At 58.0% G+C, this 24465-nt stretch carries 27 protein-coding genes and 1 tRNA gene; 6 read left to right on the plus strand and 22 right to left on the minus strand.

Annotated elements, in window-relative coordinates; translation table 11 throughout:
* Nucleotides 1-59: 59 nt before the first annotated feature.
* Nucleotides 60-548, plus strand: a complete 489-nt coding sequence (locus AC1RO5_RS29250) for an RDD family protein (RefSeq protein ID WP_086944499.1) — start codon at nt 60-62, stop codon at nt 546-548.
* Nucleotides 549-661: 113 nt separating this feature from the next.
* Here AC1RO5_RS29250 and nadA read toward each other — a convergent pair whose 3' ends face one another.
* The 18 genes from nadA to AC1RO5_RS29340 form a co-directional block, all read right to left on the minus strand.
* The gene (nadA, locus tag AC1RO5_RS29255; RefSeq protein WP_413695053.1) at nt 662-1720 is read right to left on the minus strand and encodes a quinolinate synthase NadA; all 1059 of its coding nucleotides are present in this window, start codon (nt 1718-1720) and stop codon (nt 662-664) included.
* A 262-nt stretch (nt 1721-1982) separates the two neighbouring features.
* Nucleotides 1983-2058, minus strand: a tRNA-Lys gene (locus AC1RO5_RS29260).
* 63 nt (nt 2059-2121) lie between these two features.
* Nucleotides 2122-2814, minus strand: coding sequence for a 7-cyano-7-deazaguanine synthase QueC (gene queC, locus AC1RO5_RS29265; protein WP_493179168.1), 693 nt, complete (start codon nt 2812-2814; stop codon nt 2122-2124).
* 1 nt (nt 2815) lies between these two features.
* Nucleotides 2816-3463 carry a 7-carboxy-7-deazaguanine synthase QueE gene (gene queE, locus AC1RO5_RS29270; protein WP_086944498.1) on the minus strand — a complete coding sequence of 216 codons (648 nt, stop codon included), beginning with the start codon at nt 3461-3463 and terminating at the stop codon, nt 2816-2818.
* Nucleotides 3464-3630: 167 nt separating this feature from the next.
* The gene (gene ybgF / locus AC1RO5_RS29275; protein WP_493179170.1) at nt 3631-4476 is read right to left on the minus strand and encodes a tol-pal system protein YbgF; all 846 of its coding nucleotides are present in this window, start codon (nt 4474-4476) and stop codon (nt 3631-3633) included.
* 6 nt (nt 4477-4482) lie between these two features.
* Nucleotides 4483-4980: a peptidoglycan-associated lipoprotein Pal gene (gene pal / locus AC1RO5_RS29280; RefSeq protein WP_003178634.1), complete on the minus strand. Its 498-nt coding sequence runs from the start codon at nt 4978-4980 to the stop codon at nt 4483-4485.
* A 52-nt stretch (nt 4981-5032) separates the two neighbouring features.
* Nucleotides 5033-6301, minus strand: a complete 1269-nt coding sequence (tolB, locus tag AC1RO5_RS29285) for a Tol-Pal system beta propeller repeat protein TolB (RefSeq protein WP_493179172.1) — start codon at nt 6299-6301, stop codon at nt 5033-5035.
* Nucleotides 6302-6330: 29 nt separating this feature from the next.
* Nucleotides 6331-7410, minus strand: coding sequence for a cell envelope integrity protein TolA (tolA, locus tag AC1RO5_RS29290; protein ID WP_018926496.1), 1080 nt, complete (start codon nt 7408-7410; stop codon nt 6331-6333).
* Entirely contained in the window at nt 7410-7862 is a 453-nt protein-coding gene (gene tolR / locus AC1RO5_RS29295; RefSeq protein ID WP_476218174.1) for a protein TolR, read from the minus strand. Before tolR ends, tolA begins: the two co-directional genes overlap by 1 nt.
* A 23-nt stretch (nt 7863-7885) precedes the next feature.
* A complete protein-coding gene (tolQ, locus tag AC1RO5_RS29300; protein ID WP_007933230.1) occupies nt 7886-8581 on the minus strand; it encodes a protein TolQ in 696 nt (231 codons plus the stop codon).
* Nucleotides 8571-9038 (minus strand): tol-pal system-associated acyl-CoA thioesterase, encoded by a 468-nt coding sequence (gene ybgC / locus AC1RO5_RS29305; protein ID WP_007933231.1) that lies wholly within the window; start codon nt 9036-9038, stop codon nt 8571-8573. Before ybgC ends, tolQ begins: the two co-directional genes overlap by 11 nt.
* Nucleotides 9039-9166: 128 nt before the next feature.
* Nucleotides 9167-10228 (minus strand): Holliday junction branch migration DNA helicase RuvB, encoded by a 1062-nt coding sequence (gene ruvB / locus AC1RO5_RS29310; protein ID WP_007933248.1) that lies wholly within the window; start codon nt 10226-10228, stop codon nt 9167-9169.
* Nucleotides 10229-10840 carry a Holliday junction branch migration protein RuvA gene (ruvA, locus tag AC1RO5_RS29315; protein WP_007933256.1) on the minus strand — a complete coding sequence of 204 codons (612 nt, stop codon included), beginning with the start codon at nt 10838-10840 and terminating at the stop codon, nt 10229-10231.
* Between the two features lie 115 nt (nt 10841-10955).
* Nucleotides 10956-11480, minus strand: coding sequence for a crossover junction endodeoxyribonuclease RuvC (gene ruvC / locus AC1RO5_RS29320; protein WP_007897036.1), 525 nt, complete (start codon nt 11478-11480; stop codon nt 10956-10958).
* Nucleotides 11481-11646: 166 nt separating this feature from the next.
* Nucleotides 11647-12393 carry a YebC/PmpR family DNA-binding transcriptional regulator gene (locus AC1RO5_RS29325; protein WP_018926501.1) on the minus strand — a complete coding sequence of 249 codons (747 nt, stop codon included), beginning with the start codon at nt 12391-12393 and terminating at the stop codon, nt 11647-11649.
* 121 nt (nt 12394-12514) lie between these two features.
* The gene (gene aspS / locus AC1RO5_RS29330; RefSeq protein ID WP_019651436.1) at nt 12515-14290 is read right to left on the minus strand and encodes an aspartate--tRNA ligase; all 1776 of its coding nucleotides are present in this window, start codon (nt 14288-14290) and stop codon (nt 12515-12517) included.
* Between the two features lie 122 nt (nt 14291-14412).
* Nucleotides 14413-14634, minus strand: a complete 222-nt coding sequence (locus tag AC1RO5_RS29335; protein WP_010457489.1) for an FmdB family zinc ribbon protein — start codon at nt 14632-14634, stop codon at nt 14413-14415.
* Between the two features lie 136 nt (nt 14635-14770).
* Nucleotides 14771-15109, minus strand: coding sequence for a ribbon-helix-helix domain-containing protein (locus AC1RO5_RS29340; protein ID WP_493179175.1), 339 nt, complete (start codon nt 15107-15109; stop codon nt 14771-14773).
* 463 nt (nt 15110-15572) lie between these two features.
* Here AC1RO5_RS29340 and AC1RO5_RS29345 point away from each other — a divergent pair, with 463 nt between their 5' ends.
* Entirely contained in the window at nt 15573-16175 is a 603-nt protein-coding gene (locus tag AC1RO5_RS29345; RefSeq protein WP_007933271.1) for a cold-shock protein, read from the plus strand.
* Nucleotides 16176-16262: 87 nt separating this feature from the next.
* Here AC1RO5_RS29345 and AC1RO5_RS29350 read toward each other — a convergent pair whose 3' ends face one another.
* Together AC1RO5_RS29350 and AC1RO5_RS29355 are read right to left on the minus strand one after the other, a co-directional pair.
* Nucleotides 16263-16469 carry a SlyX family protein gene (locus AC1RO5_RS29350; RefSeq protein ID WP_476212326.1) on the minus strand — a complete coding sequence of 69 codons (207 nt, stop codon included), beginning with the start codon at nt 16467-16469 and terminating at the stop codon, nt 16263-16265.
* 3 nt (nt 16470-16472) lie between these two features.
* Complete coding sequence (locus AC1RO5_RS29355; protein WP_493179177.1) at nt 16473-16898, minus strand: HIT family protein; 426 nt, start codon at nt 16896-16898, stop codon at nt 16473-16475.
* 899 nt (nt 16899-17797) lie between these two features.
* Here AC1RO5_RS29355 and AC1RO5_RS29360 point away from each other — a divergent pair.
* Nucleotides 17798-19126, plus strand: a complete 1329-nt coding sequence (locus AC1RO5_RS29360; RefSeq protein ID WP_493179179.1) for an OprD family porin — start codon at nt 17798-17800, stop codon at nt 19124-19126.
* Between the two features lie 141 nt (nt 19127-19267).
* Here AC1RO5_RS29360 and AC1RO5_RS29365 read toward each other — a convergent pair whose 3' ends face one another.
* The gene (locus AC1RO5_RS29365) at nt 19268-20110 is read right to left on the minus strand and encodes a mechanosensitive ion channel family protein (RefSeq protein ID WP_493179181.1); all 843 of its coding nucleotides are present in this window, start codon (nt 20108-20110) and stop codon (nt 19268-19270) included.
* Nucleotides 20111-20246: 136 nt separating this feature from the next.
* On the minus strand, nt 20247-20732 hold the full coding sequence (locus tag AC1RO5_RS29370; RefSeq protein ID WP_018926510.1) for a YajQ family cyclic di-GMP-binding protein: 486 nt from the start codon (nt 20730-20732) through the stop codon (nt 20247-20249).
* Nucleotides 20733-20872: 140 nt separating this feature from the next.
* Between AC1RO5_RS29370 and AC1RO5_RS29375 the strand changes: the two genes are divergently transcribed.
* From AC1RO5_RS29375 to AC1RO5_RS29385, 3 genes are read left to right on the plus strand one after another with little or no spacing between them, the layout of a single operon-like run.
* Nucleotides 20873-21790: a putative 2-dehydropantoate 2-reductase gene (locus AC1RO5_RS29375; RefSeq protein WP_493179183.1), complete on the plus strand. Its 918-nt coding sequence runs from the start codon at nt 20873-20875 to the stop codon at nt 21788-21790.
* Nucleotides 21791-21835: 45 nt separating this feature from the next.
* Complete coding sequence (locus tag AC1RO5_RS29380) at nt 21836-23872, plus strand: sensor histidine kinase (protein ID WP_493179185.1); 2037 nt, start codon at nt 21836-21838, stop codon at nt 23870-23872.
* Between the two features lie 2 nt (nt 23873-23874).
* Nucleotides 23875-24456, plus strand: coding sequence for a cob(I)yrinic acid a,c-diamide adenosyltransferase (locus AC1RO5_RS29385; RefSeq protein ID WP_493179187.1), 582 nt, complete (start codon nt 23875-23877; stop codon nt 24454-24456).
* Nucleotides 24457-24465 lie beyond the last annotated feature (9 nt).

Below are 24465 nucleotides of genomic sequence, written 5' to 3' on the forward strand. Positions count from 1 at the left end.
GGGGCTTTTTTGTGCGCGTAAATCCGTAAAATGGCTTCTTTTTCCGTTCAGAGGCAGCCATGTCGAAACACCTGCTCAACCCCCAAGGCGACTTTCCCGCCGTCGGCCTGGGTCGTCGCCTGGCAGCGATGTTCTACGACTTCCTGCTGTGCACTGCCCTGCTGATCGTCACCAGCGGCATTTACAAGATGATCCAGATGGCGATCATCGGCGAAGACCGGATGCGCACCCTGACCGAAGCCGGCGCCCTGGACGGCGATCCACTGCTGTCGACGGTACTGCTGTTCGTGCTGTTCGGCTTCTTCGCCAAATTCTGGACCTGGTCGGGCCAGACCCTGGGCATGCAGGTGTGGTGCATCCGCGTACAAAACGCCGACGGCTCATCCATCAGCCTGTGGCAGGCGCTACTGCGCTTTGTGGTGTCGATCGCGTCCTGGCTATGCCTCGGGCTGGGGTTCTTCTGGTCGCTGTTCGACAAACAGAAGCGCAGCTGGCACGACATCTACTCCAACACCCAGCTCGTGCGCATCCCAAAGAAGACCAAATAACTGTGGCGAGGGAGCTTGCTCCCGCTGGGGTGCGAAGCGCCCCTAAATGCGGCTGCTGCGCAACCGAACGGGAGCAAGCTCCCTCGCCACAACAGCTCTCGCCACAGTAAGTGTCAGGCGTTACCAGCCAACTTCATCCGCGCCGCCTGCGTGAAATCCAGCATCCGCTTCAACGGCCGAATCGCCTGCGGAATCAACGCCGGGTCAACGAAGATCTCGTTGGTCCCCTCCTTCAAGCTCTTCAGCGTGCGCTCGAGGGTGTTCATCGCCATCCACGGGCAATGCGCGCAACTGCGGCAAGCAGCACCGTTACCGGCCGTTGGCGCTTCGATAAAGACCTTGTCCGGGCATAGCTGCTGCATCTTGTAGAAAATGCCGCGGTCGGTGGCGACGATCAGGGTCTTGTTCGGCAGGCTTTGTGCGGCAGCGATCAGCTGACTGGTGGAGCCCACCGCGTCGGCCAATTCGATCACCGCGGTCGGCGACTCCGGATGCACCAGAATGGCCGCGTCCGGGTACAGCGCTTTCATGTCTTCGAGCTGCTTGGCCTTGAACTCTTCGTGAACGATGCAGGCACCGTCCCACAGCAGCATGTCGGCGCCGGTCTTGCGCTGGATGTAAGTGCCCAGGTGCTTGTCCGGGCCCCAGATAATGGTTTCGCCGTTATCCATCAGGCTTTCGACGATTTCCAGCGCGCAGCTGGAAGTCACCACCCAATCCGCTCGGGCTTTGACTGCCGCCGAGGTGTTGGCATACACCACCACCGTGCGTTCCGGGTGCTGATCGCAGAACGCCGAGAACTCGTCCACCGGGCAACCCAGGTCCAGCGAGCAGGTCGCTTCCAGAGTCGGCATCAGCACACGTTTTTCAGGGTTGAGGATTTTCGCGGTTTCGCCCATGAATTTCACACCAGCGACCACTACGGTCTTGGCCGGATGGGCATTGCCGAAGCGAGCCATCTCCAGAGAGTCGGAGACGCAGCCACCGGTTTCTTCGGCCAGGGCCTGAATGACTGGATCGCAATAGAAGTGGGCAACCAGCACCGCGTCCTGAGCCTTGAGCTCGGCTGCGATGGCTGTGCGGTAATAAGCCTCTTCCTCGGCCGTCAGCGGCTTGGGCTGCTTGGCGTCGAGGTGGGCTTGAACCAGAAGGCGTTCGGAAATCTGCGTCATGTTCGCAAGACCTGCAGGCGCTTTCGCGCGAAAGTCGAGTATACACCCGGCTCCGGACCCTTCGGGGTACCGCCGGGAGAGTGAGTATTCATCAGGCACGGACAGCGTTGAAGCTGCGCAAGGCTACAGAATATCCGGTGGATGCAAAAGATGATTCTGACCTGCGTCACGCAGGGCGATCCCGGAGCGGGACAACCTCAAATCGCGGGCAAAAAAAAACCCGGAAATCCTCACTTACGTGGGCCTTCCAGATTTTTTAAAATGGTGGGTCGTGTGGGATTCGAACCTACGACCAATTGGTTAAAAGCCAACTGCTCTACCAACTGAGCTAACGACCCGCTGTGTGGTGGCGCGTATAATACTGATTTTTAAGGACTATTCAACACCTAATTTGAAATAAATCAAAAATAAGGTGTCGGGTCGCTGATTCCGGCCGCCGCAAAGCCTTCTGCACGCAGACGGCAGCTGTCGCATTTGCCGCAAGCACGGCCGTTATCGTCTGCCTGATAGCAGGAAACGGTCAGCCCGTAGTCGACGCCAAGCTTCACGCCCGCCTGAACGATCTGCGCCTTGCTCAGGTTCTGCAGGGGCGCCTGGATACGGAAGCCATTCCCTTCTACACCGGCCTTGGTCGCCAGATTAGCCATGCGCTCGAAGGCTTCGATGAACTCGGGACGGCAATCCGGGTAACCGGAATAATCCACCGCGTTTACACCGATAAAGATGTCACGCGCACCCAGCACTTCGGCCCAGCCCAACGCCAGGGACAGAAACACCGTGTTGCGCGCCGGCACATAAGTCACCGGAATGCCTTCGCTCGGCGCCTCCGGTACGTCGATGGAACTGTCGGTCAGGGCCGAGCCACCGATGCCGCTCAGGTTCAGGCCGATCACCTTGTGCTCGACCACACCCAGGTCGCGGGCAACACGCTCGGCGGCATGCAGTTCAGCGCGGTGGCGCTGACCGTAATCGAAGCTCATGGTGTAGCAGCTATAGCCTTCGGCACGGGCCATGGCCACAACCGTCGCCGAGTCGAGGCCACCGGACAGCAGGATGACCGCACGTTTTTCAGCAGTGTTCAGTGGTTCAGTCATTTCAGCGCCCCGGCTCGTCATTCCAAAGATATTTATGCAGCTGCAATTGCAGGCGCACAGGCAGATTGTCCGCCACCACCCAGTCCGCCAGATCACGTGCATTCAGGTCATGGTGGCTCGGCGAGAACAGGACTTCGCCGGCACGCTCGTTCAAACCGTACTGAATCAGCTTGGACACGGCCCAGTCATAGTCTTCCCGCGAGCAGATGACAAACTTCACCTGATCGTTGGGCGTAAGCAGTTCGATGTTCTCATAGCGGTTGCGGTGGGCTTCTTTCGAACCCGGGGTTTTCAGGTCGACGACGCGACTGACCCGTGGATCGACCGCCGAGATGTCCAGCGCGCCGCTGGTTTCCAGCGACACTTCGTAACCGGCGTCACACAACTGCTTGAGCAAGGGAATGGCATTGGGTTGCGCCAGTGGCTCACCGCCCGTGACACAAACGTAACGCGGACGAAAACCGGCCACTTGCTCGAGGATGTCGTCGAGCGTGCGGATGGTGCCGCCAGTGAACGCGTAGGCGCTGTCGCAGTATTGGCAACGCAATGGGCAACCGGTCAGGCGCACAAAAACAGTGGGCAGCCCGGCAGTCCGCGTTTCACCCTGCAACGAGTAGAAAACTTCGGTGATTCTCAATGTGTCTTGCATAGTCGCCACGGGCGTAACAGCTAAACAGGCTGTCCGCCTCCGTCAGGCACTTCAAGGAACCCCGCCAACGCGCAGATCCCAAAAAGCGTGTTTCATAAAAAGGGCATGAATTCTAACGAAAAAACCCGCGACAAGCGCGGGTTTCTTCAAAACGGGTGTAAACAGGCTTACATGCGCTGCAAATCGCGTTGCGCCAGCTGAGCAGCGGAAGTGCCCGGATATTGGGACACGACCTGTTGCAGAATGCCTTTGACCCGGTCGGTATGACCGAGGCGGCGCTCTACATCAGCGAGCTTGTACAGCGAATCAGGCACTTTGGGGTGCTTGGGGTACAGTTGCGAAACCTTGGCAAATGCCTGACCTGCACCTTGCAGATCGCCTTTGGCCAGGTTCACTTCACCCAACCAGTACTGGGCGTTGCCCGCGTATTGGCTGTTGGGGTATTTGCGCAGGAATGCGGCGAAAGCCTGGCTGGCCTTGTCGAAATCCTTGGCTTTGATCAGGTCGAAGGCTGCATCGTAATACAGTTTTTCCTTCGCCGGGTCAGCCGGTTCGCCACCCGCGGCTGGCGCTGGGGCTTGAGCGGCTGCCGCTCCCGCACCTGCGCCGGCTGCTGCACCGGGGGCATTCAAATTGCCACCGGTGGAAGAATTATCAGGAGTCGCGGCTGGTGCAACGCCGGTTCCTATGCGCCGATCAAGATCCTGATATCGCTCCAGGTTCTCTTGCTTCATGCGCGCTACATCATTTTGCAGAACTTCGATGATGCCTTGTTGGCGCGAGATCTGCTCCTGCATCGATTGCAGTTGGTTGAACAGCTCGCCCTGTGCCGAGACAGGGGCCGAAACCCCTCCCCCGGCATAGGCGCCGTTCGTACCGTAACCCGCAGGCGGATAACTGCTCCCGCTATTGTTATAGCCGGAGTTGTCCTCGACCACAGGAACCGCAGCCCACACCGCAAGCGGTGCGAGGCTGAGAGCCAAAACAGTTACAGCACGACGGCACGTTCGCATGACGAATTACTTACGCAGTTCGACGCGACGGTTTTGAGCCCAGGACTGCTCGTCGTTGCCGGTAGCAACTGGACGCTCTTCGCCGTAGGAAACCAGTTCCAGCTGAGCTGGGGAAACACCTTGCAGTACCAGGTAGCGCTGAACGGCTTTCGCACGACGCTCGCCCAGTGCCATGTTGTACTCACGAGTACCACGTTCGTCGGTGTTGCCTTCCAGAACAACGCGAGCGCCGTTTGCTTTCAGGTCTTTGGCGTGAACGTCCAGAGCGCGCATGGCTTCTGGCTTCAGGTCCGAGCTGTCGTATTCGAAGTAGAAGGTGGTGATTGCGCGCAGAGCAGCTTCTTCGCTCAGGGAGCCGTCAACTGCACCAGTGTTAGCGCCGTAACCAGCGTTTGGATCTACAGCGCCTTCACCGGCGTTGTCGCCGCCTTTGGACGAGCAACCTACAGCTACAGCCATGGCCAGAGCCAGCGCAGCAAATTTACCAAACTTCAGCATTTCCATCGTGAAACTCCTAATGAACCCCAGTGTGTTAAGTAAAACGTATAGCGCCGCGTCAGTTCAGGTAAGGGGACCAGGACGGTTCTCTGACTTCGCCTTGTGCGGTAGGAAGCGGGAGCCTCACGCGTCCATTAATGGACACGAGCATCAAGACTCCCCGGCCCTGCTGGCGGGTGGCGTAGATTACCATGGTGCCGTTGGGCGCAACAGTAGGAGACTCGTCCAGAGTGCTATCAGTGAGGATCTTTACACTACCGCGCTGCAAATCCTGGGCCGCCACCTTGAAGTTGGTGAAACCGTCCTGGCGGTGAATCATTACCAGGGTCTTTTCATCGGCCGACAGTTTAGGGTTGGCGTTGTAGTTACCGATGAAGGTCACACGCTCTGCACCACCACCGCCTGCGCTGGTTTTGTAGATCTGAGGCTTGCCGCCACGGTCGGAGGTGAAGTAGATGGTCGAACCATCCTTACCCCAGAACGGTTCGGTGTTGATGCCAGGACCATTGGTGACACGAGTGATCTGACGCGAACCCAGGTTCATCACGTAGATGTCCGGGTTACCGTCTTTCGACAATACGAATGCCAGGCGATTGCCATCCGGCGACCAGGCTGGCGCGCCATTCAGGCCTTCGAAGTTGGTGATCTGCTCACGGCGACCGGTGTCGATGTTCTGCATGAAAATGCGCGGACGCTTCTGCTCGAACGACACGTAGGCAATGCGTTTGCCATCCGGTGCGAAACGCGGCGACAGGATCGGCTCGCGCGACTGCAGCAGCGTCACGGCACGGGCGCCGTCATAGTCCGAACGTTGCAGTGTGTAGCGAGTGTTCTTCTCGGAGAAACGCTCGGCCGTCACGTACAGCAGACGCGTCGAGAACGCACCTTTGATACCGGTGAGTTTTTCGAACGACTGGTCGGAGATGTAGTGCGCCATGTCACGCAGCTGATCGACGCCGCCCGACACGCTGCCGGTCAGCACTTGCTGCTCGGTGGCGACGTTGAACAGCCCGTATTGCACCTGCAGGCGACCGCCCGCCGGAACAATGCTGCCGACCATGATGTACTGGGCACCCAGCGCCTTGAAGTCACGGTAGATGATTTCGCTCGGCTGGCTTGGCTGGCTGATCATGTTCTGCTTTGGAATCGGCGCGTAGTAGCCCGAGTTGCGCAGATCGTTACCAATGATTTCAGCCATGTCATCCGGCAGGACGGAACCGCCCTGGAAGCCGAAAGGCACAACGGCAATTGGAGTGGCCTGGGAGCTGCCACTGCTGACCAGGATATTTTTTTCATCTGCCGTGGCCAGTCCTGCAAAGCAGAACATGACTACAAGCAGTCCTCGAAGAAGGTTTCTCACAAGGCTAGATCCTCAGGTGTGAATGTCATCTTGAATGAACGATAGGGTGCGAAATCAGCTGGCTTCAGACCCTGCATTTCGGTCAATCGACCAATATTTTTTACAGCCGCGACTGCAGAACTGTCGAACGGCGCGTCACCGCTGGAATGAGCAACCGAAACACCGGAGATCGTTCCGTCAGGGAGCATGTTGATTTGCAGAATCACCTTCATGCCCTTGCGGGCCGACGGTGGCTGCGCCCAACCTTCAGATGCTCGCGAACGAATCAGATCATCAAAGTTGCCCGCGGTTTCATCGCCTTGCTCATCCGCCAAAGCCTGCTGACGTTCGGTCTTATCGGACAGCAAGTCAGCCAGAGCCTGAGCCTTCTTGTCCTCTACCGACTTGCGAGCCGCATCCTGCGCTTTCTTCTTCGCAGCATCGGCAGTCGCTTTCTTCTTCGCGTCTTCGGCGATTTTCTTCTTCGCCTCTTCAGCTTCAGCTTTCTTCTTGGCGTCTTCGGCGGCTTTCTTCTTCGCGTCTTCGACGATTTTTTTCTTCGCTTCTTCAGCGGCCGCTTTCTTGGCCTCTTCTTCAGCAGCTTTTTTGGCTTCTTCTTCGGCTTTCTTCTTGGCTATATCAGCCAATTGTTTCTCTTCGGCCTTTTTGGCTTCGGCGGTCTTCTTCGCTTCGTCGGCTTTCTTGGCTTCATCAGCCTTTTTCGCCTCTTCCGCTTTCTTCGACTCGTCGGCCTTCTTGGCTTCCTCGGCCTTTTGAGCCGCTTCTTCTTTCTTTTGTTCCGCAGCCTTCACCGCTTCCTGCTCGACCTTCTTCTGTTCCATCTGCTCGACTTCGGTCTGACGCGCAGCAGATTTCTGCGCCTCACCCGCGATCTTCTGATTGGTCTGGGTGGTCGCCCGACTTTTCGATTTCAGCTGGTACAGGGTTGCCTGGACAATCGGCTTGGCCGGCGGCAGTTCCGGTGTGAAGGCGAAACTGACAAACAGCATGCCGAACACCAGCACGTGCAAGACAATCGCCCAGACACTAGGCCAGAAGTAGCTTTCCGAGGCGGACGGCTCTCGCAGTTGCTGCATCAGGGCGCCTCGGTAATCAAGCCAACATTACCGACCCCGGCTTTCTGCAACCCGCCCATGGCACCCATGACGGCGCCGTAATCGACGGTCTTGTCACCGCGAATGAACACCTGGGTACGCTTGCCGCCTTCAGTACCTGCGCGAATGATCTTGGTCACGGCGTCGGTCATTTGCGGCAAGGTCATGGCCTTGTCCTGCTGCTTATCGGTGTCGACTTCGCTGCCAAGGTTCCAGTAGTAGGTCTTGTCAGCCTTGATCGAAATAGTCAGGACCTGAGTGTTGTTGTCCTGCGGCAAGGCTTCGCTGGAAACCTTGGGCAGATCAACTTTCACGCCCTGATTGAGCATCGGTGCGGTCACCATGAAGATGACCAGCAGTACCAGCATCACGTCGATGTAAGGCACCACGTTCATCTCGGCAACCGGCTTGCGCTTTTTGCGAGCTCGAGCGATTAAAGCCATTGGAAATTACCTGCTTATTCTTCGCTGGTGTGCACTTTGCGGTGCAGGATCGCCTGGAATTCATCGGCGAAGGTGTAGTAGCGGCCCAGCAGGGTTTCGCTGCGGGCAGCAAAACGGTTGTAGGCGATAACGGCCGGGATGGCGGCGAACAGACCTATCGCAGTAGCAATCAGTGCTTCGGCGATACCTGGAGCCACAGTGGCCAGGGTCGCTTGTTGGGCAGTCGCCAAACCACGGAAGGAGTTCATGATGCCCCAGACCGTGCCGAACAGACCGATATACGGGCTGACGGAGCCGACGGTGGCGAGGAACGGCAGGCTCTGCTCGAGTTTTTCTTCCTCGCGGGAGATGGCTACGCGCATGGCACGCGCCACACCTTCCATGACCGCTTCCGGATCAACGCCCGACTGCTGACGCAGACGGGAGAATTCCTTGAAGCCGGCACGGAAGATCTGCTCGACGCCGGAATCCGGATCAGGGTTGCTGCCAGCCTGACGGTAGAGTTTGGACAGGTCGATACCGGACCAGAAGCGCTCTTCAAAGCTCTCCAGGGCACGTCGACCGGCGCGCAGCAAGTTGCTGCGCTGAAAGATCATGATCCACGAGGTCACCGATGCGGCTACCAGGATCAGCATTACCAGTTGCACCACGACACTGGCATTGCTGACCAGGCTCCACATGGAGGAATGGTCGACGACGTTAGCTTCCACGCTTTATCTCCTGCTTTGAGTGTGTACCCGCGCCGCTCACGTCGGCAAAGGCCGCACGTAGAGCTTCGGGAATGGCCCGGGGTTTCAAACTGTTAGTGCGCACACAGGCCACCAGAAACTGCCCTTCGCAGAGCAGCACATTATCCGTAGCCCGCCTGACCTGCTGTTTGAAGCGCAGGCTGACCCGGTTCAATTCAATTACTTCAGCGCTTACCAGCAGCTCGTCGTCCAGTCGCGCCGGCGCGTGGTAACGCGCTTCGCTGGAATGCACGACGAACAACAGGTCCTCCCCTGCCAGCGCCGACTGGGCAAAGCCCAGCTCCCGGAGCCGCTCGGTTCGAGCCCGTTCCATAAACTTGAGGTAATTGACGTAATACACGATGCCGCCGGCATCGGTGTCCTCGTAATAAACGCGACAACGATGTGCGAACGGCTCAAGCCCGTTTTGCGCGCGCATACTCTAGTGCTTACTCCTCAGGTTGCCAATCCGGCCAGGCAACTGTTTTTTCATTGATTCGCGGCTTTCTGGCGAAAGTACCGTCCTGGGACAGCACAAACCCCGAATAAATCAGCGCGCAAAGGTGATTAATCGTCCACTGCATCGAGGAACTCGTCTACCACGGGCATCTCGCCCATTCGTGACGGAATGTTTAAGCCGAAGTGCAGATACGCATGCCGGGTCACCACCCGCCCCCGCGGTGTGCGCATGATGTAGCCCTGCTGGATCAGGTACGGCTCCAGCACGTCTTCAATGGTGTGGCGCTCTTCGCTGATTGCAGCGGCCAGACTGTCCACCCCCACCGGCCCACCGTCAAACTTCTCGATCATGGTCAACAGCAGGCGCCGGTCCTGATGGTCGAAGCCACGCTCATCGACATCCAGCAGGTTCAAGGCCAGGTCGGCGATTGGTTTGGTGATGTGGCCCTTGGCACGAACCTCGGCAAAATCCCGGACCCGGCGCAGCAAGCGGTTGGCGATTCGCGGTGTGCCACGGGCACGCCGGGCGATTTCAAAGGAGCCTTCCGGGTCCAGCGGCAAACCGAGAATGTTCGCCGAACGGCTGACAATCGTTGCCAGGTCGGCGGTGCTGTAGAACTCCAGGCGCTGGACGATCCCGAAACGGTCGCGCAACGGGTTGGTCAGCATACCGGCACGGGTGGTTGCGCCAACCAGGGTAAACGGTGGCAGATCGAGCTTGATCGAGCGCGCGGCCGGCCCTTCGCCGATCATGATGTCGAGCTGGAAATCTTCCATGGCCGGGTACAGCACTTCTTCGACGATCGGCGACAACCGATGGATCTCGTCGATGAACAGCACGTCATGGGGCTCAAGGTTGGTCAGCAATGCAGCCAGATCACCAGGACGCTCGAGGACCGGCCCCGAGGTGCTTTTGATCGACACGCCCATTTCCTGGGCAATGATGTTGGCCAGGGTGGTTTTACCCAGGCCCGGCGGGCCGAAAATCAGGGTGTGATCCAGCGATTCATTGCGCCCGCGCGCGGCCTGGATGAACAACTCCATTTGCTCGCGAACGGTCGGCTGGCCAATGTATTCGGCCAGGCTGACGGGACGAATCGCCCGGTCCTGGACTTCTTCGCGCTCACGGGGGCCACCCGTAGCGGCGATCAGACGATCAGCTTCAATCACTTAGATCATTCCCTTCAGGGCACGACGAATCATGTCTTCACTGCTCAAACCCTTCTCCTTGATCGCGGAAATCGCCTTGCTGGCTTCCTGCGGCTTGTAGCCCAGGGAAATCAGCGCGCTGACCGCGTCATTTTCGGCGGCAGCGACTTGTTGCGCTGGCGCATCCGGCTGGTTCGGCACCAACGCAAACATGCTCGGTACGGTTTCCCAGGCTTTGAAGCGATCCTTGAGCTCCACCAGCAAACGCTCGGCAGTCTTCTTGCCAACGCCCGGCACCTTGGTCAGTGCCGACGTGTCCTGGGACTGCACGCAACGGATCAACTCGTCGACTTCCAGGCTCGACATCAGGGCCAACGCCAGTTTCGGCCCTACCCCATTGAGACGGATCAGTTCGCGAAAAAAGTCTCGCTCACGCTTGCCGAAGAAGCCATAGAGTAACTGCGCGTCTTCGCGTACGACCAAATGGGTGTGCAAGGTCAGCGGTTCACCGACCGACGGCAAGCGATAAAGCGTGGTCATGGGCACTTCCAGCTCATACCCCAGACCGTTTACATCCAGAATCAGGTGCGGCGGCTGTTTCTCAGCCAAAGTGCCGCGCAAGCGTCCAATCACGTTTCAGATCCTTGAGCGTTGGCCAGATCAGTGCTGGCGACTGACAGAACAAGGGTTTTGCGCCGACAACACAGGCGCAAAACCCTCATTCCACAAAAAATGATTGCTGATGCTATCAGAGACGCAGGCGCCCGCCACGACTGCGTGCCGTGCCCAGGCCATGGGGCAACAGGCTGGAACGGGTGTGAGCGTGGCAAATCGCGATGGCCAGGGCATCCGAGGCATCGATTTGCGGCTTGCTGGTCAGTTTCAGCATGTGCATGACCATCATTTGCACTTGTTCTTTATTTGCCCCGCCTGTACCGGTCACCGCTTGCTTGACCTGGGTTGCGGTGTATTCGGCGATTTCCAGGCTTTCTTCGGCACCGGCCACGATGGCTGCGCCGCGAGCCTGGCCGAGCTTGAGGGCCGAGTCGGCGTTGCGGGCCATAAAGACCTTTTCGATGCCCATGGTTACCGGGCCGTAGGTCTGGATCACCTCGCGCACACCCCGGTAGACGATTTGCAGGCGCTCGTGCAGCTCGCCGGAGCCCGTGCGAATGCAGCCCGACGCCACGTACACGCAGCCACGTCCGGTATCACGTACTACGCCATAACCGGTGATGCGTGAACCGGGGTCGATTCCAAGAATTAAAGTCATAACGCCTGCAGAAAGAGATCGCGGTTGGCTGAGGATAACTGTGTAGGAGCTGCCGAAGGCTGCGATCTTTTGGTTTTCAGCTTTTAAATTAAAAGATCGCAGCCTTCGGCAGCTCCTGCAGGTACAGCGTAGGGGCCAGGTGAAGACTGCGATCTTTATCGATGCATCAACCGAGTTGCGCGGCCACCGCTTCCGGGATGTCGGCGTTGGAATAGACGTTCTGCACGTCATCCAGGTCTTCGAGCATGTCGATCAGCTTGAGAACCTTCTCGGCGCCTTCCAGATCCAGTTCGGCACTGGTGGTCGGCAACATGACGATTTCCGCATCGCTGCCCTTGAAGCCGGCAGCCTCCAAGGCGTTGCGCACGGAATAGAAGCCGGCGAACGAGGTGAACACGTCGATGGAGCCGTCTTCGTTGGTCACCACGTCATCGGCGTCGGCTTCCATGGCCGCTTCCATCAGCGCGTCTTCATCAACCCCAGGCGCGAAGGAAATCTGCCCCTTGCGTTCGAACAGATAAGCCACCGAACCGTCGGTGCCGAGGTTGCCGCCGCACTTGCTGAACGCATGGCGAACAGCAGCTGCGGTGCGGTTGCGGTTGTCGGTCATGCATTCGACCATCACCGCCACGCCGCCCGGGCCATAGCCTTCGTAGGTCAGCTCGACCATGTCATCGGTATCGGCAGCGCCGGCACCACGGGCCACCGCGCGGTCGATGATGTCACGGCTCATGTTCGCACCCAGCGCTTTATCCAGCGCCAGACGCAGACGCGGGTTGGAGCCCGGATCAGCGCCGCCCTGACGGGCAGCGACCGTCAGTTCACGAATCCACTTGGTGAAAATCTTGCCCTTCTTGGCATCCTGACGTTCTTTGCGGTGCTTGATGTTCGCCCACTTGGAATGACCTGCCATAACTCGCTCCGTATTTCTCTTTGAAACATTGCCCGCCACGCATTCAGTGTCGGCCAGCAATAAAAAAATCTCGACCTAAAGAAAAGGCGCATCCCAAAAGGATGCGCCTTTGCGGTCAGCTTTACTCTGCCTTTGGCGTTTCGCGCAGACGAATGTGCAGTTCGCGCAATGCCTTGGCATCTACCACGCCTGGAGCCTGCGTCATCACGTCCGCAGCACTCTGGGTTTTCGGGAAGGCGATCACTTCACGGATCGACTGGGCGCCGGTCATCAGCATCACCAGACGGTCCAGACCGAAGGCCAGACCACCGTGCGGCGGCGCGCCGTATTTCAGGGCGTCGAGCAGGAAGCCGAATTTCTCTTCCTGTTCCGCTTCGTTGATACCCAGCAGACGGAAGACCGATTGCTGCATTTCCTTGCGGTGGATACGGATCGAACCGCCACCCAGCTCGGTGCCGTTCAGGACCATGTCGTAGGCACGGGACAAAGCGCCAGCCGGGTTGGCTTCCAGCTCTTCAGGAGTGCACTTCGGTGCGGTGAACGGGTGGTGCAAGGCGCTGAAGCTGCCGTCGTCATTCTCTTCGAACATCGGGAAGTCGACGACCCACATTGGCGCCCACTTGCAGGTCAGCAACTCGAGGTCATGGCCCAACTTGATCCGCAGCGCGCCCAGGGCTTCGCTGACGATCTTGGCTTTGTCGGCACCGAAGAACACGATGTCGCCATCGACTGCACCCACGCGATCGAGGATCACGTTCAGGTTGGCTTCCGGGATGTTTTTCACGATCGGCGACTGCAGACCTTCAACACCGGCAGCACGCTCGTTGACCTTGATGTACGCCAGGCCCTTGGCACCGTAGATGCCGACGAACTTGGTGTAATCGTCGATCTGCTTGCGCGGCATGCTCGCCCCGCCTGGAACGCGCAAGGCGGCGATACGGCATTTCGGGTCGTTGGCCGGGCCACTGAACACCTTGAAATCGACTTCCTTGAGCTGATCGGCAACATCCACCAGTTCCAGCGGGTTACGCAGGTCTGGCTTGTCGGAACCGTAGCGGCGCATGGCTTCTTCGAAGGTCATGTGCGGGAATTCGCCGAATTCCAGGTCCAGCACTTCCTTGAACAGGTTGCGGATCATGCCTTCGGTCAGGCCCATGATGTCTTTTTCATCGAGGAAGCTGGTCTCGATGTCGATCTGGGTGAATTCCGGCTGACGGTCGGCACGCAGGTCTTCGTCGCGGAAGCACTTGGCGATCTGGTAGTAGCGATCAAAGCCGGCCACCATCAGCAGCTGCTTGAACAGCTGCGGCGATTGCGGCAAGGCGAAGAAGGAACCTGCGTGAGTACGGCTCGGCACCAGATAGTCACGCGCGCCTTCCGGCGTCGCACGGGTCAGGATCGGCGTCTCGACGTCGAGGAAACCGTTCTCGTCCAGGTAGCGGCGGATGCTGGTGGTCATGCGCGAACGCAGACGCAGCTTCTCGGCCATTTCAGGACGACGCAGATCAAGGAAGCGATAACGCAGGCGGGTTTCTTCGCCAACGTCGGAGAACTCGTTCAGCGGGAACGGCGGGGTTTCCGATTCGTTCAGCACTTCCAGCTCGTAGCCCAGGACCTCGATCATGCCCGACGCCATGTTGGCGTTGGTTGCACCGGCCGGACGCAGGCGAACCTTGCCGGTGATCTTCACGACGTACTCGCTGCGCACGCGATCGGCGGCGGCGAAGCTCTCGGCACGGTCCGGATCGAACACCACCTGGGCCAGACCGTCACGATCACGGATATCGAGGAAAATCACCCCGCCATGGTCACGGCGACGGTGAACCCATCCGCAAAGGGTAATTTCCTGGCCTTCCAGGCTTTCGTTCAGTTGGCCGCAATAATGGCTGCGCATCATGGTAGTGGTTTCACTTCTCGTAATTCGAAATTCGGGTGGAGGTCTTGCCGCACCACCGCACTTGAATAAGGTGCCAGATGATGCAAGAGCTCGCGCGTGTCGTTCAACCCGGGCGCTAGACCCTAGTCAGCTTTGTCGCCACCGGCCAGATTTTTCTTGGAACCGGTCTTGAAGTCGGTTTCGTACCAGCCGGTGCCACTGAGGCGGAAACCGGGCATGGACAGCATCTTTTTAAGCTCTGGCGCCTGGCAGGCAGGGCAGTCGACCAGCGGTGCTGCGCTGATCTTTTGAATGGCTTCCAACTGATGACCACAGGAAGCACATTGGTAATCGTACATCGGCATGGGGGTTGTCTCGGCGATCAGATTGCTACCGCGTATGCAGGGCTTTGCGGCAAAGAGCGGGATTATATCCATTAAATGCAGCCTGTGCAGCCGTAAGACTGCACAGACCGACACTCTACCCATTCAGCTGCTCTCGCTAAGCCATGACGGGGCAACTGCCCTCCTTCAGGCTGTGCACGACGCAGACAACCCGCACCAGCCCGGTGAAGTTTTTCACCCCGCCATGGCGCAAGTGCACCTCGCGATCCACATGGGACAACAGCGCACTGACCGAGCAGCAATTGACCTTGGCCATGTCGCCCAAAATATCCCAATAGACCTGCTCAAGCCGCAAACAGGTCGCAAAGCCATTCAAACGCACTGACCGGGATAAGGGCTGGGCCAGCCCCATATCGAATTCGCTGACAAGTGAATCAATCCTTATATCCTTGAGTGGACCGATCCTCCTCTCGCCTTGTCTGTCTTCATGAACCATACCGTTGACACTCCTTTGTCATCCTTGCTGCTTGTAAGGGCCATATTCTGTTTCCTTATAAAAGCGCAGGCACAACGGTATATCCAGATGACTTTATGACCATCAACGTAGGATAAGCCAACAACGGAGGGGCGATCATGGAGCTCGTCCTAGGCCGGACGATTTCCTACGAAAACTGACGCAACATCACTCAACGAAAAGGCGAAAGATCCGAGAAACACAGCGCGCGAATAACACTCAACGGCGTCATCCGCGCACCATGCCAATAAAAGCGCCGCTGGACCGCCTGATTTGAGTAGCCGCAGGCTTTGCTGTTAAATAGGCAGTGTGTCGCTACCGCCTATTTTCCGGGGGTTGCGCATAGGCTGATATCAGGTACGTGCCCAACGCCTCTTATTGTTCTGAAGCGAACCGTGCTCTATCAGCTCTTCCTTGTGATCCGTCTTAACGTGAGTTAATCAAAATGTTGAAAATCGTCCACCTGCTAATGGGCGCAGCAGCCCTGCTGCTGTCCTTCATCCCTAGCCTGCGATCCGAAGCGGTACCTTACCTGCAACAACCCGATGCACTGTACCTGGCCTTTTTCGGCCTGCTCAACCTCACCCTCGCGCCTGTTATCCCCTACTGGAACAAAGGCCCGCGTCATCAACTGCAAAACCTGGTCAGCGCCTTGCTGGTTCTGGCTGTCGTGCTGCAAACCCTGACGCTGATCGCCCCGATGCCTGTCATCGCCGGTCAACCTGCCGTTCTGTTCAGCCTGGTCGTTGCCCTGATCGCCGTATTTCTGCACCTGGCCATCAGCTTCTACAAATCTTCACCGGCCGCCGCCGCGCCAAGCTATGACATGAGCAACCGCGATACTGGCACCGTCAAATGGTTCAACACCTCCAAAGGCTTCGGCTTTATTTCCCGCGACTCCGGCGATGATATTTTCGTGCATTTCCGGGCGATTCGCGGTGAAGGCCACCGTGTTCTGGTAGAAGGCCAGCGCGTGGAGTTCTCTGTCATGAATCGTGACAAAGGCCTGCAAGCCGAAGATGTGATCGCCGCACTGCCGCGCCGCTGATTCAAGGCTAAAAAAAACCGCGAGCAGCCAGGCTGTTCGCGGTTTTTTTATGACCTGCTTTTCTCTAACGTAGCTCACTAATGTGGCTCAGTAATGCGGCGGTGGAGCCTCTTCTTCGAAGGACTCGAACTGGCCGACCATTTCCTCCTGCCGCTTGAGCAGCGCAGTCATCTGCAGCTGTAGGCGCTCGACCGCATGTTGCTGCGCCGCCAGCACATCGTTCAATGTCTGGATGGTGTCATCCTGAAACGCCAACTGGCTTTCCAGATCGGTAACGCGCTCTTCCAGGCTCATGACTCAACCCTCCAGAAACGTGAATTCATCGGTCAACACCAGACGCAGTCGTTCACGAATCGTCGCGATCTGCGCTGGACTGTATGGCTTGGCCTCCTGTTTGCCCCAGATCGGGGCCGGCCAGGCGGCGTCCTCACGCTTGCGCACAATCACATGCATGTGCAACTGATTGACGACGTTACCCAGGGCTGCGACGTTCAACTTGTCCGCGTCGAACGAGTCCTTGAGGATTTCCGCCAGCTCAGTCGTTTCCCGCCACAGCTGCTGTTGATCTGCGCCATCCAGCTGAAATATTTCACTGATATCCTCGCGGCGTGGCACGAGGATGAACCAGGGGTAATTCGAATCATTGGACAACAGTAACCGGCAGAGCGGGAAATCGCCGATTGGCAACGTGTCTTGTTGAAGTCGTGGATCTAAAGCGAACACAGCGCACACTCCCCTCTGGTCATCTTTTTTCAGCTTAGTGCCCCTACCGAAAGACGGCGCACCAAGCGACAGGACGGCAGCATACCTGCGAACGCCACACGCTTCACGATGAACTGCCGCCGGCACCGCCCTCCGGGCGCCCCGACATGAGCCATTTTGATCCGGGACGCACCATGACGGCCCCGACCACCACAGAAAAAAAAGCCGAAATGCCCCATAGATAACGAGCGGATCGAACCCACGGCAAAGCGACAATGTGTGAATTCAGTACAGGAAATAAAATTTTTTGCACCAAAACCGCACAACGCGTCTACGCTCAGTGCGTCAGCATCCGCCAATTACTCACTGGCGGGGTGAACCGGTAACGTTTTTGGTTGTCACCCCCGCGGCTTCGATGTGGTAACCACGATGCAAAGCATGGCGTCAAGCCTAAGAAAAACGAGCTTGAACCCCCCGGTTTTATGAGGTTTTTACAGCAACAGGCAGGCTTTCAGAAAAAAACGGCAACAAAATTCAGGTTTGTGCACGCTTGTTGCATTAACACCCGTATCGTCTATAAGCGCTCCGCTGGAAGTGGAAGCCTGAAGACCAATAAAAACAGTGGCAGGGTTGCCCGATGGAGATTCAAGTGCAGGACCAGGGACTCTTTTTTACCGATGCTCAAGCCCTGGAAAACAGCGCTGAAGTTGTCAGTCCGATTGCGTCGGGACTGTGAATTTGCGACATCTACCCAGCCAATTGCGACAGGGTCGTAAAGAAGCTGAAAGGTTAGATACGCAAGTATCGCCAATAGGGTCGGCGTGATATAAGTTTGCGCCGACACAAAAAGAAAGAGCCGCCCAGATAATAAAACAGGTGGGACGGCAGTACTCTTCTAAAAACCAAAGGAGCAAATCACGATGCGCGTGATGAAGTGGAGCATGATCGCACTGGCAGTTGCAGCAGCAGCCAGTACTCAGTTGGCAGTAGCCGCACCTTTCGTAAGCGACCAGGCAGAAGCCAAAGGTTTTGTTGAAGACAGCAAGCTCGACTTGCTGGTTCGCAACTACTACTACAACCGTAACAAGAAAGACGGCGCCGTCGATGACAAAGACTGGACCCAGGGCATCCAGGGCATGTACAGCTCGGGCTACACCCAAGGTCTGATCGGTGTTGGCGTTGAAGCTTGGGGCCAACTGGCCATTAAGCTGGACGGTTCCGACAAGTATTCGGGTACCGGCAACATGCCCGTGGGCAATGATGGCGAAGTCGAAAACAACCAGGGCAAAGCCGGCGCTGCCGCCAAGTTCCGCATCTCCAAGACCGAGCTGAAAATCGGCGACATGCAGCCAAGCACCTCTCCGGTGTTCGCTGTAGGCGGTTCCCGCATCCTTCACCAAACTGCCAGCGGTATCCAACTGCAGAGCAGCGAAGTCAAAGACCTTGACCTCGAAGCCGGTCACTTCTACTCGGCGACCAGCCAAGACCGAAATGCTCGTAATGGCGACCTGTGGGCTACCTACGCTGGCGTGCAAGCCAACTCCATCGACTACTTCGGCGGCAAGTACGGCATTACCCCAGACCTGAGCGTGTCGCTGTACGGTGCCAAGCTCGAAGACATCTGGAACCAGTACTACGCCAACGCGAACTACACCCTCGCATTGGGTGGCGATCAGTCGATCAACTTCGACGGTAACATCTACAACACCAGGGACACTGGTAGCGCTAAAGCAGGCGAAATCAATAACACCGCCTACTCCCTCGCTGCTGCTTTCTCGTTCCTGAAGGCGCACACCATCACCCTGGGCTTCCAGAAAGTGAATGGCGATACTCCGTTCGACTATATCGGCGTGGGTAAAAACAACCGCGGTGGCGACTCGATCTTCCTCGCCAACTCCATCCAGTACTCCGACTTCAACGCCCCTGGCGAGAAATCGGTACAGGCCCGTTACGACCTGAAAATGGCCGAATACGGCGTACCTGGTCTGAGCTTCATGACCCGTTACGTGAAAGGTTGGGACATCGACGGCACCAACACTCCAGCAGGCAGCCCTTACGCTGGCCTGTACGGTGCAGACGGCAAACACCACGAAACCAACGTGGAAGTTAAATACGTAATTCAGTCCGGCCCAGCTAAAGATCTGTCGTTCCGCATCCGTCAAGCATGGCACACCGCCAACGCAGACGAAGGCGAAGGCGATATCTCTGAGTTCCGCCTGATCACCGACTACCCGCTCAACATTCTGTAATTGCAGAAAGTTAGTTCGCGGTAATCAAAAAAGGCCCATCTTCGGATGGGCCTTTTTTATTGGCTACAGCATTGTGTTTAAAGGATCGGGGCTTGCAAAATGTTTGACCAAAAGGTCAGACATTAGTTGATCGACTGATCCTTACACCGTTGCCGATTCCTGCACCACGCGAATAACCCGTTGCGGAAATGGAATATCGATGCCGGCAGTCTTCAAGCGATCGCGTGAATGCTCATTAAACATGAACATCACATTCCAATAGTCAGCGGTTTTCACCCACACGCGCAGGGAAACAGTGATCGAACTGTCGCCCAGTGTGGAAATCACCGCTTCCGGTGCCGGCTCAGCCAATACTCGCGGATCCTTGGCCAGTTCCAGCAACACTTCACGGGCCTTCTGCAAGTCCGCTTCGTAGTCCACACCCACATCAAATACTACTTTGCGGGTCGGCTGACGGTTGGTGTTGGTGATGATGCCGTTCGACAGATTACCGTTAGGCACGATGATGGTTTTGTTATCGCCAGTGCGCAGTACGGTGTGGAAGATCTGGATGCTGTCGACAGTACCGGCAACACCTTGGGCTTCGATCCAGTCACCGATACGGAACGGACGGAACAACAGAATCAACACGCCGCCGGCGAAATTCGCCAGGCTGCCCTGCAGGGCCAGACCGATGGCCAGGCCGGCCGCACCGATAGCCGCGACGAAGGACGTGGTTTCCACACCGATCATCGACGCCACACTGACGATCAACAGAACCTTGAGAATGATGTTCGCCAGACTGCTGATAAAGCCTTGCAGTGCCAGGTCGGCGTTGCGCAATGCCAGCAGGCCGCCCAGTTTTTGCGTGACTTTATTGATCAGCCACCAGCCAATGGCCAGGGTGATCACCGCTAGCAACACGCGGCTGCCGTATTCCATGATCATCGGAATCCAGGCTTGAGACGCCTTGACCAGGTTGTCCACTTCAGTATTCAAATCCATCTACTTTCTCCTGATTTCCGGCTACCCGGCACGCAAAAAATGAGCGGCAGAAAGACCGAACCCATAAGGCTCGATCGTTTCTGCCGTTGCTTGGGCCTCGGACGTCGAAATCGTCGAGAGGTTCCCGCTGGAAAGGTCAGTCGCGGAAGTTATTGAACTGCAGCGGCATGTCGAAAGTTTTGGCGCGCAGGGCCGCGATGGCTTCCTGCAAATCGTCGCGCTTCTTGCCGGTGATGCGCACTTGCTCGCCTTGAATGGCAGCCTGGACCTTGAGCTTGGCATCTTTGACGTGGGCGACAATTTTCTTCGCCAGCTCTTTGTCGATGCCTTCCTTGAGGACCGCTTCCTGCTTCATCAGCTTGCCCGACGCGTAGGCATCCTTGACTTCAAGGCATTGCACGTCGATCTTGCGCTTGACCAGGGCCAGCTTGAGGATCTCGATCATCGCTTCAAGCTGGAAATCGGCTTCCGCGGTCAGGTTGACGGTCAGGTCTTTTTCCTTGAACTCGAAGCTGCCCTTGCCTTTCAGGTCATAACGACGATCGAGTTCCTTGACGGCGTTCTCGACCGCGTTGGTGACTTCGTGTTTGTCCAGTTCGGATACCACGTCGAACGACGGCATGTAATCTCTCCAATAAAAAGGCGCGCTCGATAACGATGGAGCGCGCTTGGCTTGCGGTTAAAATCGGGCTCATTATAACGGGTCTTTTCCAACCGATACTGCGAGCCTCACATGCCAGCATCAAACCGAGCAAAAAGCTGATGTCGACCCCTTGGCATGTTCTGGGTGCCGGCAGCCTCGGCACGTTGTGGGCCACCCGTCTGGCACGGGCTTCAGTGCCGGTCAGGCTGATTGTACGGGACGCGGCACGCCTGCAGGCCTATCAGGCGGCGGGCGGGCTGACGCTGGTCGAGCACGGCGAAGCGCAGCTGTACCCGGTGCCCGGCGAAACAGCCGACAGCGACGGGCCGATCAGCCGTCTGCTGGTGGCCTGTAAAGCCTATGACGCCGTAACAGCCGTGGCCCGGCTCGCCCACCGCCTGACCCCGGATGCGGAACTGATCCTGTTGCAAAACGGCCTTGGCAGCCAGGACGCCGTCGCCGCGCAAGTCCCGCATGCCCGCTGCATCTTCGCCTCCAGTACCGAAGGCGCGTTTCGCGATGGCGACTGGCGTGTGGTGTTTGCCGGTCATGGTTACACCTGGCTGGGAGATGCCGGCCATCCGGTGGCACCGTTCTGGCTGGAGGACTTGAGCGACGCCGGCATTCCCCATGAGTGGAGCACCGACATTCTCACAAGGCTGTGGCGCAAGCTGGCGCTCAACTGTGCGATCAACCCGTTGACCGTCCTGCATGAATGCCGCAATGGCGGTTTGCAGCAGCATCAGTGCGAAGTGGCCACCCTGTGCGCCGAACTCACCGAACTGCTGGAGCGCTGCGGCCAGCCGGCAGCGGCCGAAAACCTCCAGGAGGAAGTCGAACGAGTGATCAAGGCCACCGCGACCAATTTCTCCTCGATGTATCAGGATGTCGCCAATCAGCGCCGCACCGAAATCAGCTACCTGTTGGGCCATGCCTGCAAAGTTGCCTCGCGGCATCAGTTGAACCTGCCCCACCTCAATCAATTGCAGCAGCGCTTGATCGCTCATCTGCACAGCCTTGGATTGCCCAGCGACTGAGCAGCGGCTACGCTGGCCACTTGTTCCTTTTCAGCGATGAACCTGATGCCATTGCGCCAGCGCCTTGAAAACCTTCCGGTCGGCCAGAAACTGCTGGCCGCCCTGCTGGTGCTGTTGACCACCGTTCTGCTGGTCGCCAACCTGACCTTTATCAGCGCCGCGTATTACATCTCCCAGGAAAGCATGGCCCCCCAGGCCCTGCAGACCATCGGCCGACTGGTGTCCAACCCGAGCCTGGTGTCCGACGCCCTGAAGTCGCCGCAAAACGCCGAACGCCTGCTCAACGAACTCAACAGCTATTCACCACTGCGTGCGGCAGCCCTTTACGACGGCACGGGTACGCGTCTGGCGGAGCTGCAACACGGCGACACGCTGAACCTGCCAGAGCACTACCGACACCTCGAAGCCTGGCAAGCCACGGAGTTTCGCAGCAATCAAGTGATTACCCTGCCCCGCCCCGGCACCGCTCCGGGGCATTTGCTTCTGGTGGCCAGCAGCGAATTGCCGATGGCGTTCTACACCGGGACTCTGACCGCCAGCCTGGGGATTCTGATTTTCAGCGTGCTGTTGTGGCTGGTGATCGCCCGGCAGATCAAACGCCTGATTACCCGCCCCATCCATCAGCTCGAAGAGCTGTCCCGGCAAGTCACCCGGGAAGAGAACTACGCCCTGCGCGCGTCTCGCGGCAACCACGACGAAATCGGCAGCCTCGCCGAAGCGTTCAACACCATGCTCTCGCGCATCGAGGCCCGGGAGCAGCAGCTCAAGCGTGCCCGCGACGACTCCCAGGCAGCGTACGACCAGGCCCAGGGGCTGGCCGAAGAAACCCGTCACACCAACCGTAAGCTGGAACTGGAAGTTCAGGTGCGGAGCAAGATCGAGAAAAAACTCACCGGTTTCCAGAACTACCTCAACAGCATCATCGACTCCATGCCATCGGCACTGATCGCCCTCGACGAGCAGCTTTACGTGACCCAATGGAATCAGGAGGCCAGCGCCCTGTCCGGCACGCGCCTGGACGAAGCCTTGAACCAGCCGATCTTCCTCGCCTTCAAACCCCTCAAGCCATTCCTGCCGCAGCTCAAGCAAACCGTCGAGCAGCATACGGTGGCCAAGATCGAACGCGTTACCTGGTCCAAGGACGACGACCCCCGGCATTACGCCCTGACGTTCTACCCGTTGATGGGCGGCGCCGGGCGTGGCGTGGTCATCCGGATCGACGACATCACCCAGCGTCTGTCCCTGGAAGAAATGATGGTGCAGTCGGAAAAAATGCTCTCGGTCGGCGGCCTCGCCGCCGGTATGGCCCATGAGATCAACAACCCGCTGGGCGCGATCCTGCACAACGTCCAGAACATTCGTCGACGTCTGTCCCCCGACCTGCCGAAGAACCTCGAACAGGCCGAGCAAATGGGCATCGAACTGGAAACGGTGAATAAGTACCTGAAAGCGCGTGAAGTACCGCAGCTGCTCGACGGCATTCAGCAGGCTGGCGCCCGGGCGGCGAAGATCGTGACCCACATGCTCAGCTTCAGCCGCCGCAGCACTCGGCAAATGGCGCCGTGTGACCTGCCGGCACTGATCGATCAAGCGGTGGAAATCGCCGGCAACGACTTCGACCTGGCCATTGGCTTCGACTTCAAGGGCCAGGCGATCATTCGCCAGTTCGATCCGGCACTGGGCCCGGTACCCGGCACCGCCAACGAACTGGAACAGGTGCTGCTCAACCTGCTGAAAAACGCCGCGCAAGCCATTCACCAGCGCGCAGACGACCGCGAACCGGGGCGGATCATTCTGCGTACAAAACTGAATCCGCCGTGGGCGGAAATCCAGGTCGAGGACAACGGCATCGGCATGAGCGAAAGCGTGCGCAAACGCACGTTCGAACCGTTCTTCACCACCAAGGAAATCGGTCAGGGCACCGGCCTTGGGCTCTCGGTCTCGTATTTCATCATCACCAACAACCATAAAGGCCAGATGGAGGTGCAATCGACGCTGGGCCAAGGCACCTGTTTCACCTTGCGCCTGCCATTGTCGGGCACTGCGGTGAACTCTCAAGAACTCAATCAGCTGTCGAGGTAACCATGGGCTTTCGTTTGTCGAAGATTTACACCCGCACCGGCGACAAAGGCGAAACCGGGCTTGGCGACGGTCGCCGGGTGCCTAAGGACCATCCGCGAATCGAGGCCATTGGCGAAGTCGATACGCTGAACAGCCAGGTGGGCGTGCTGTTGGCCGGATTAGCGGCACAAACTGGCGAGTTTCCTGGGCTTAATGAAGTGATCGAGGTATTGGCGCCCTGCCAGCATCGGTTGTTCGACCTCGGTGGCGAACTGGCGATGCCGGCATATCAGGCACTGAACACGGCAGAAATCGAACGGCTGGAAGCAGCCATTGATGTGTGGAATGAAGAGCTGGGGCCGCTGGAGAATTTCATTCTGCCCGGCGGTTCGGCGCTGATTGCCCAGGCCCACGTGTGTCGCAGCCTGGCGCGCAGTGCCGAACGCCGCTGTCAGCAGTTGAATGCGATCGAACCGTTGGCCGGGGTTGGCCTGGCGTATATCAATCGGTTGTCGGATTTGTTGTTTGTAGCGGCACGGTTGATTGCCAGGCGACAGGGGATTGCCGAGATTTTATGGCAGCCGGCGGCCAAACCCTCTAACTGATCGTTCCCA

The sequence above is a fragment of the Pseudomonas sp. GW822-FHT02G04 genome (assembly GCF_058802085.1).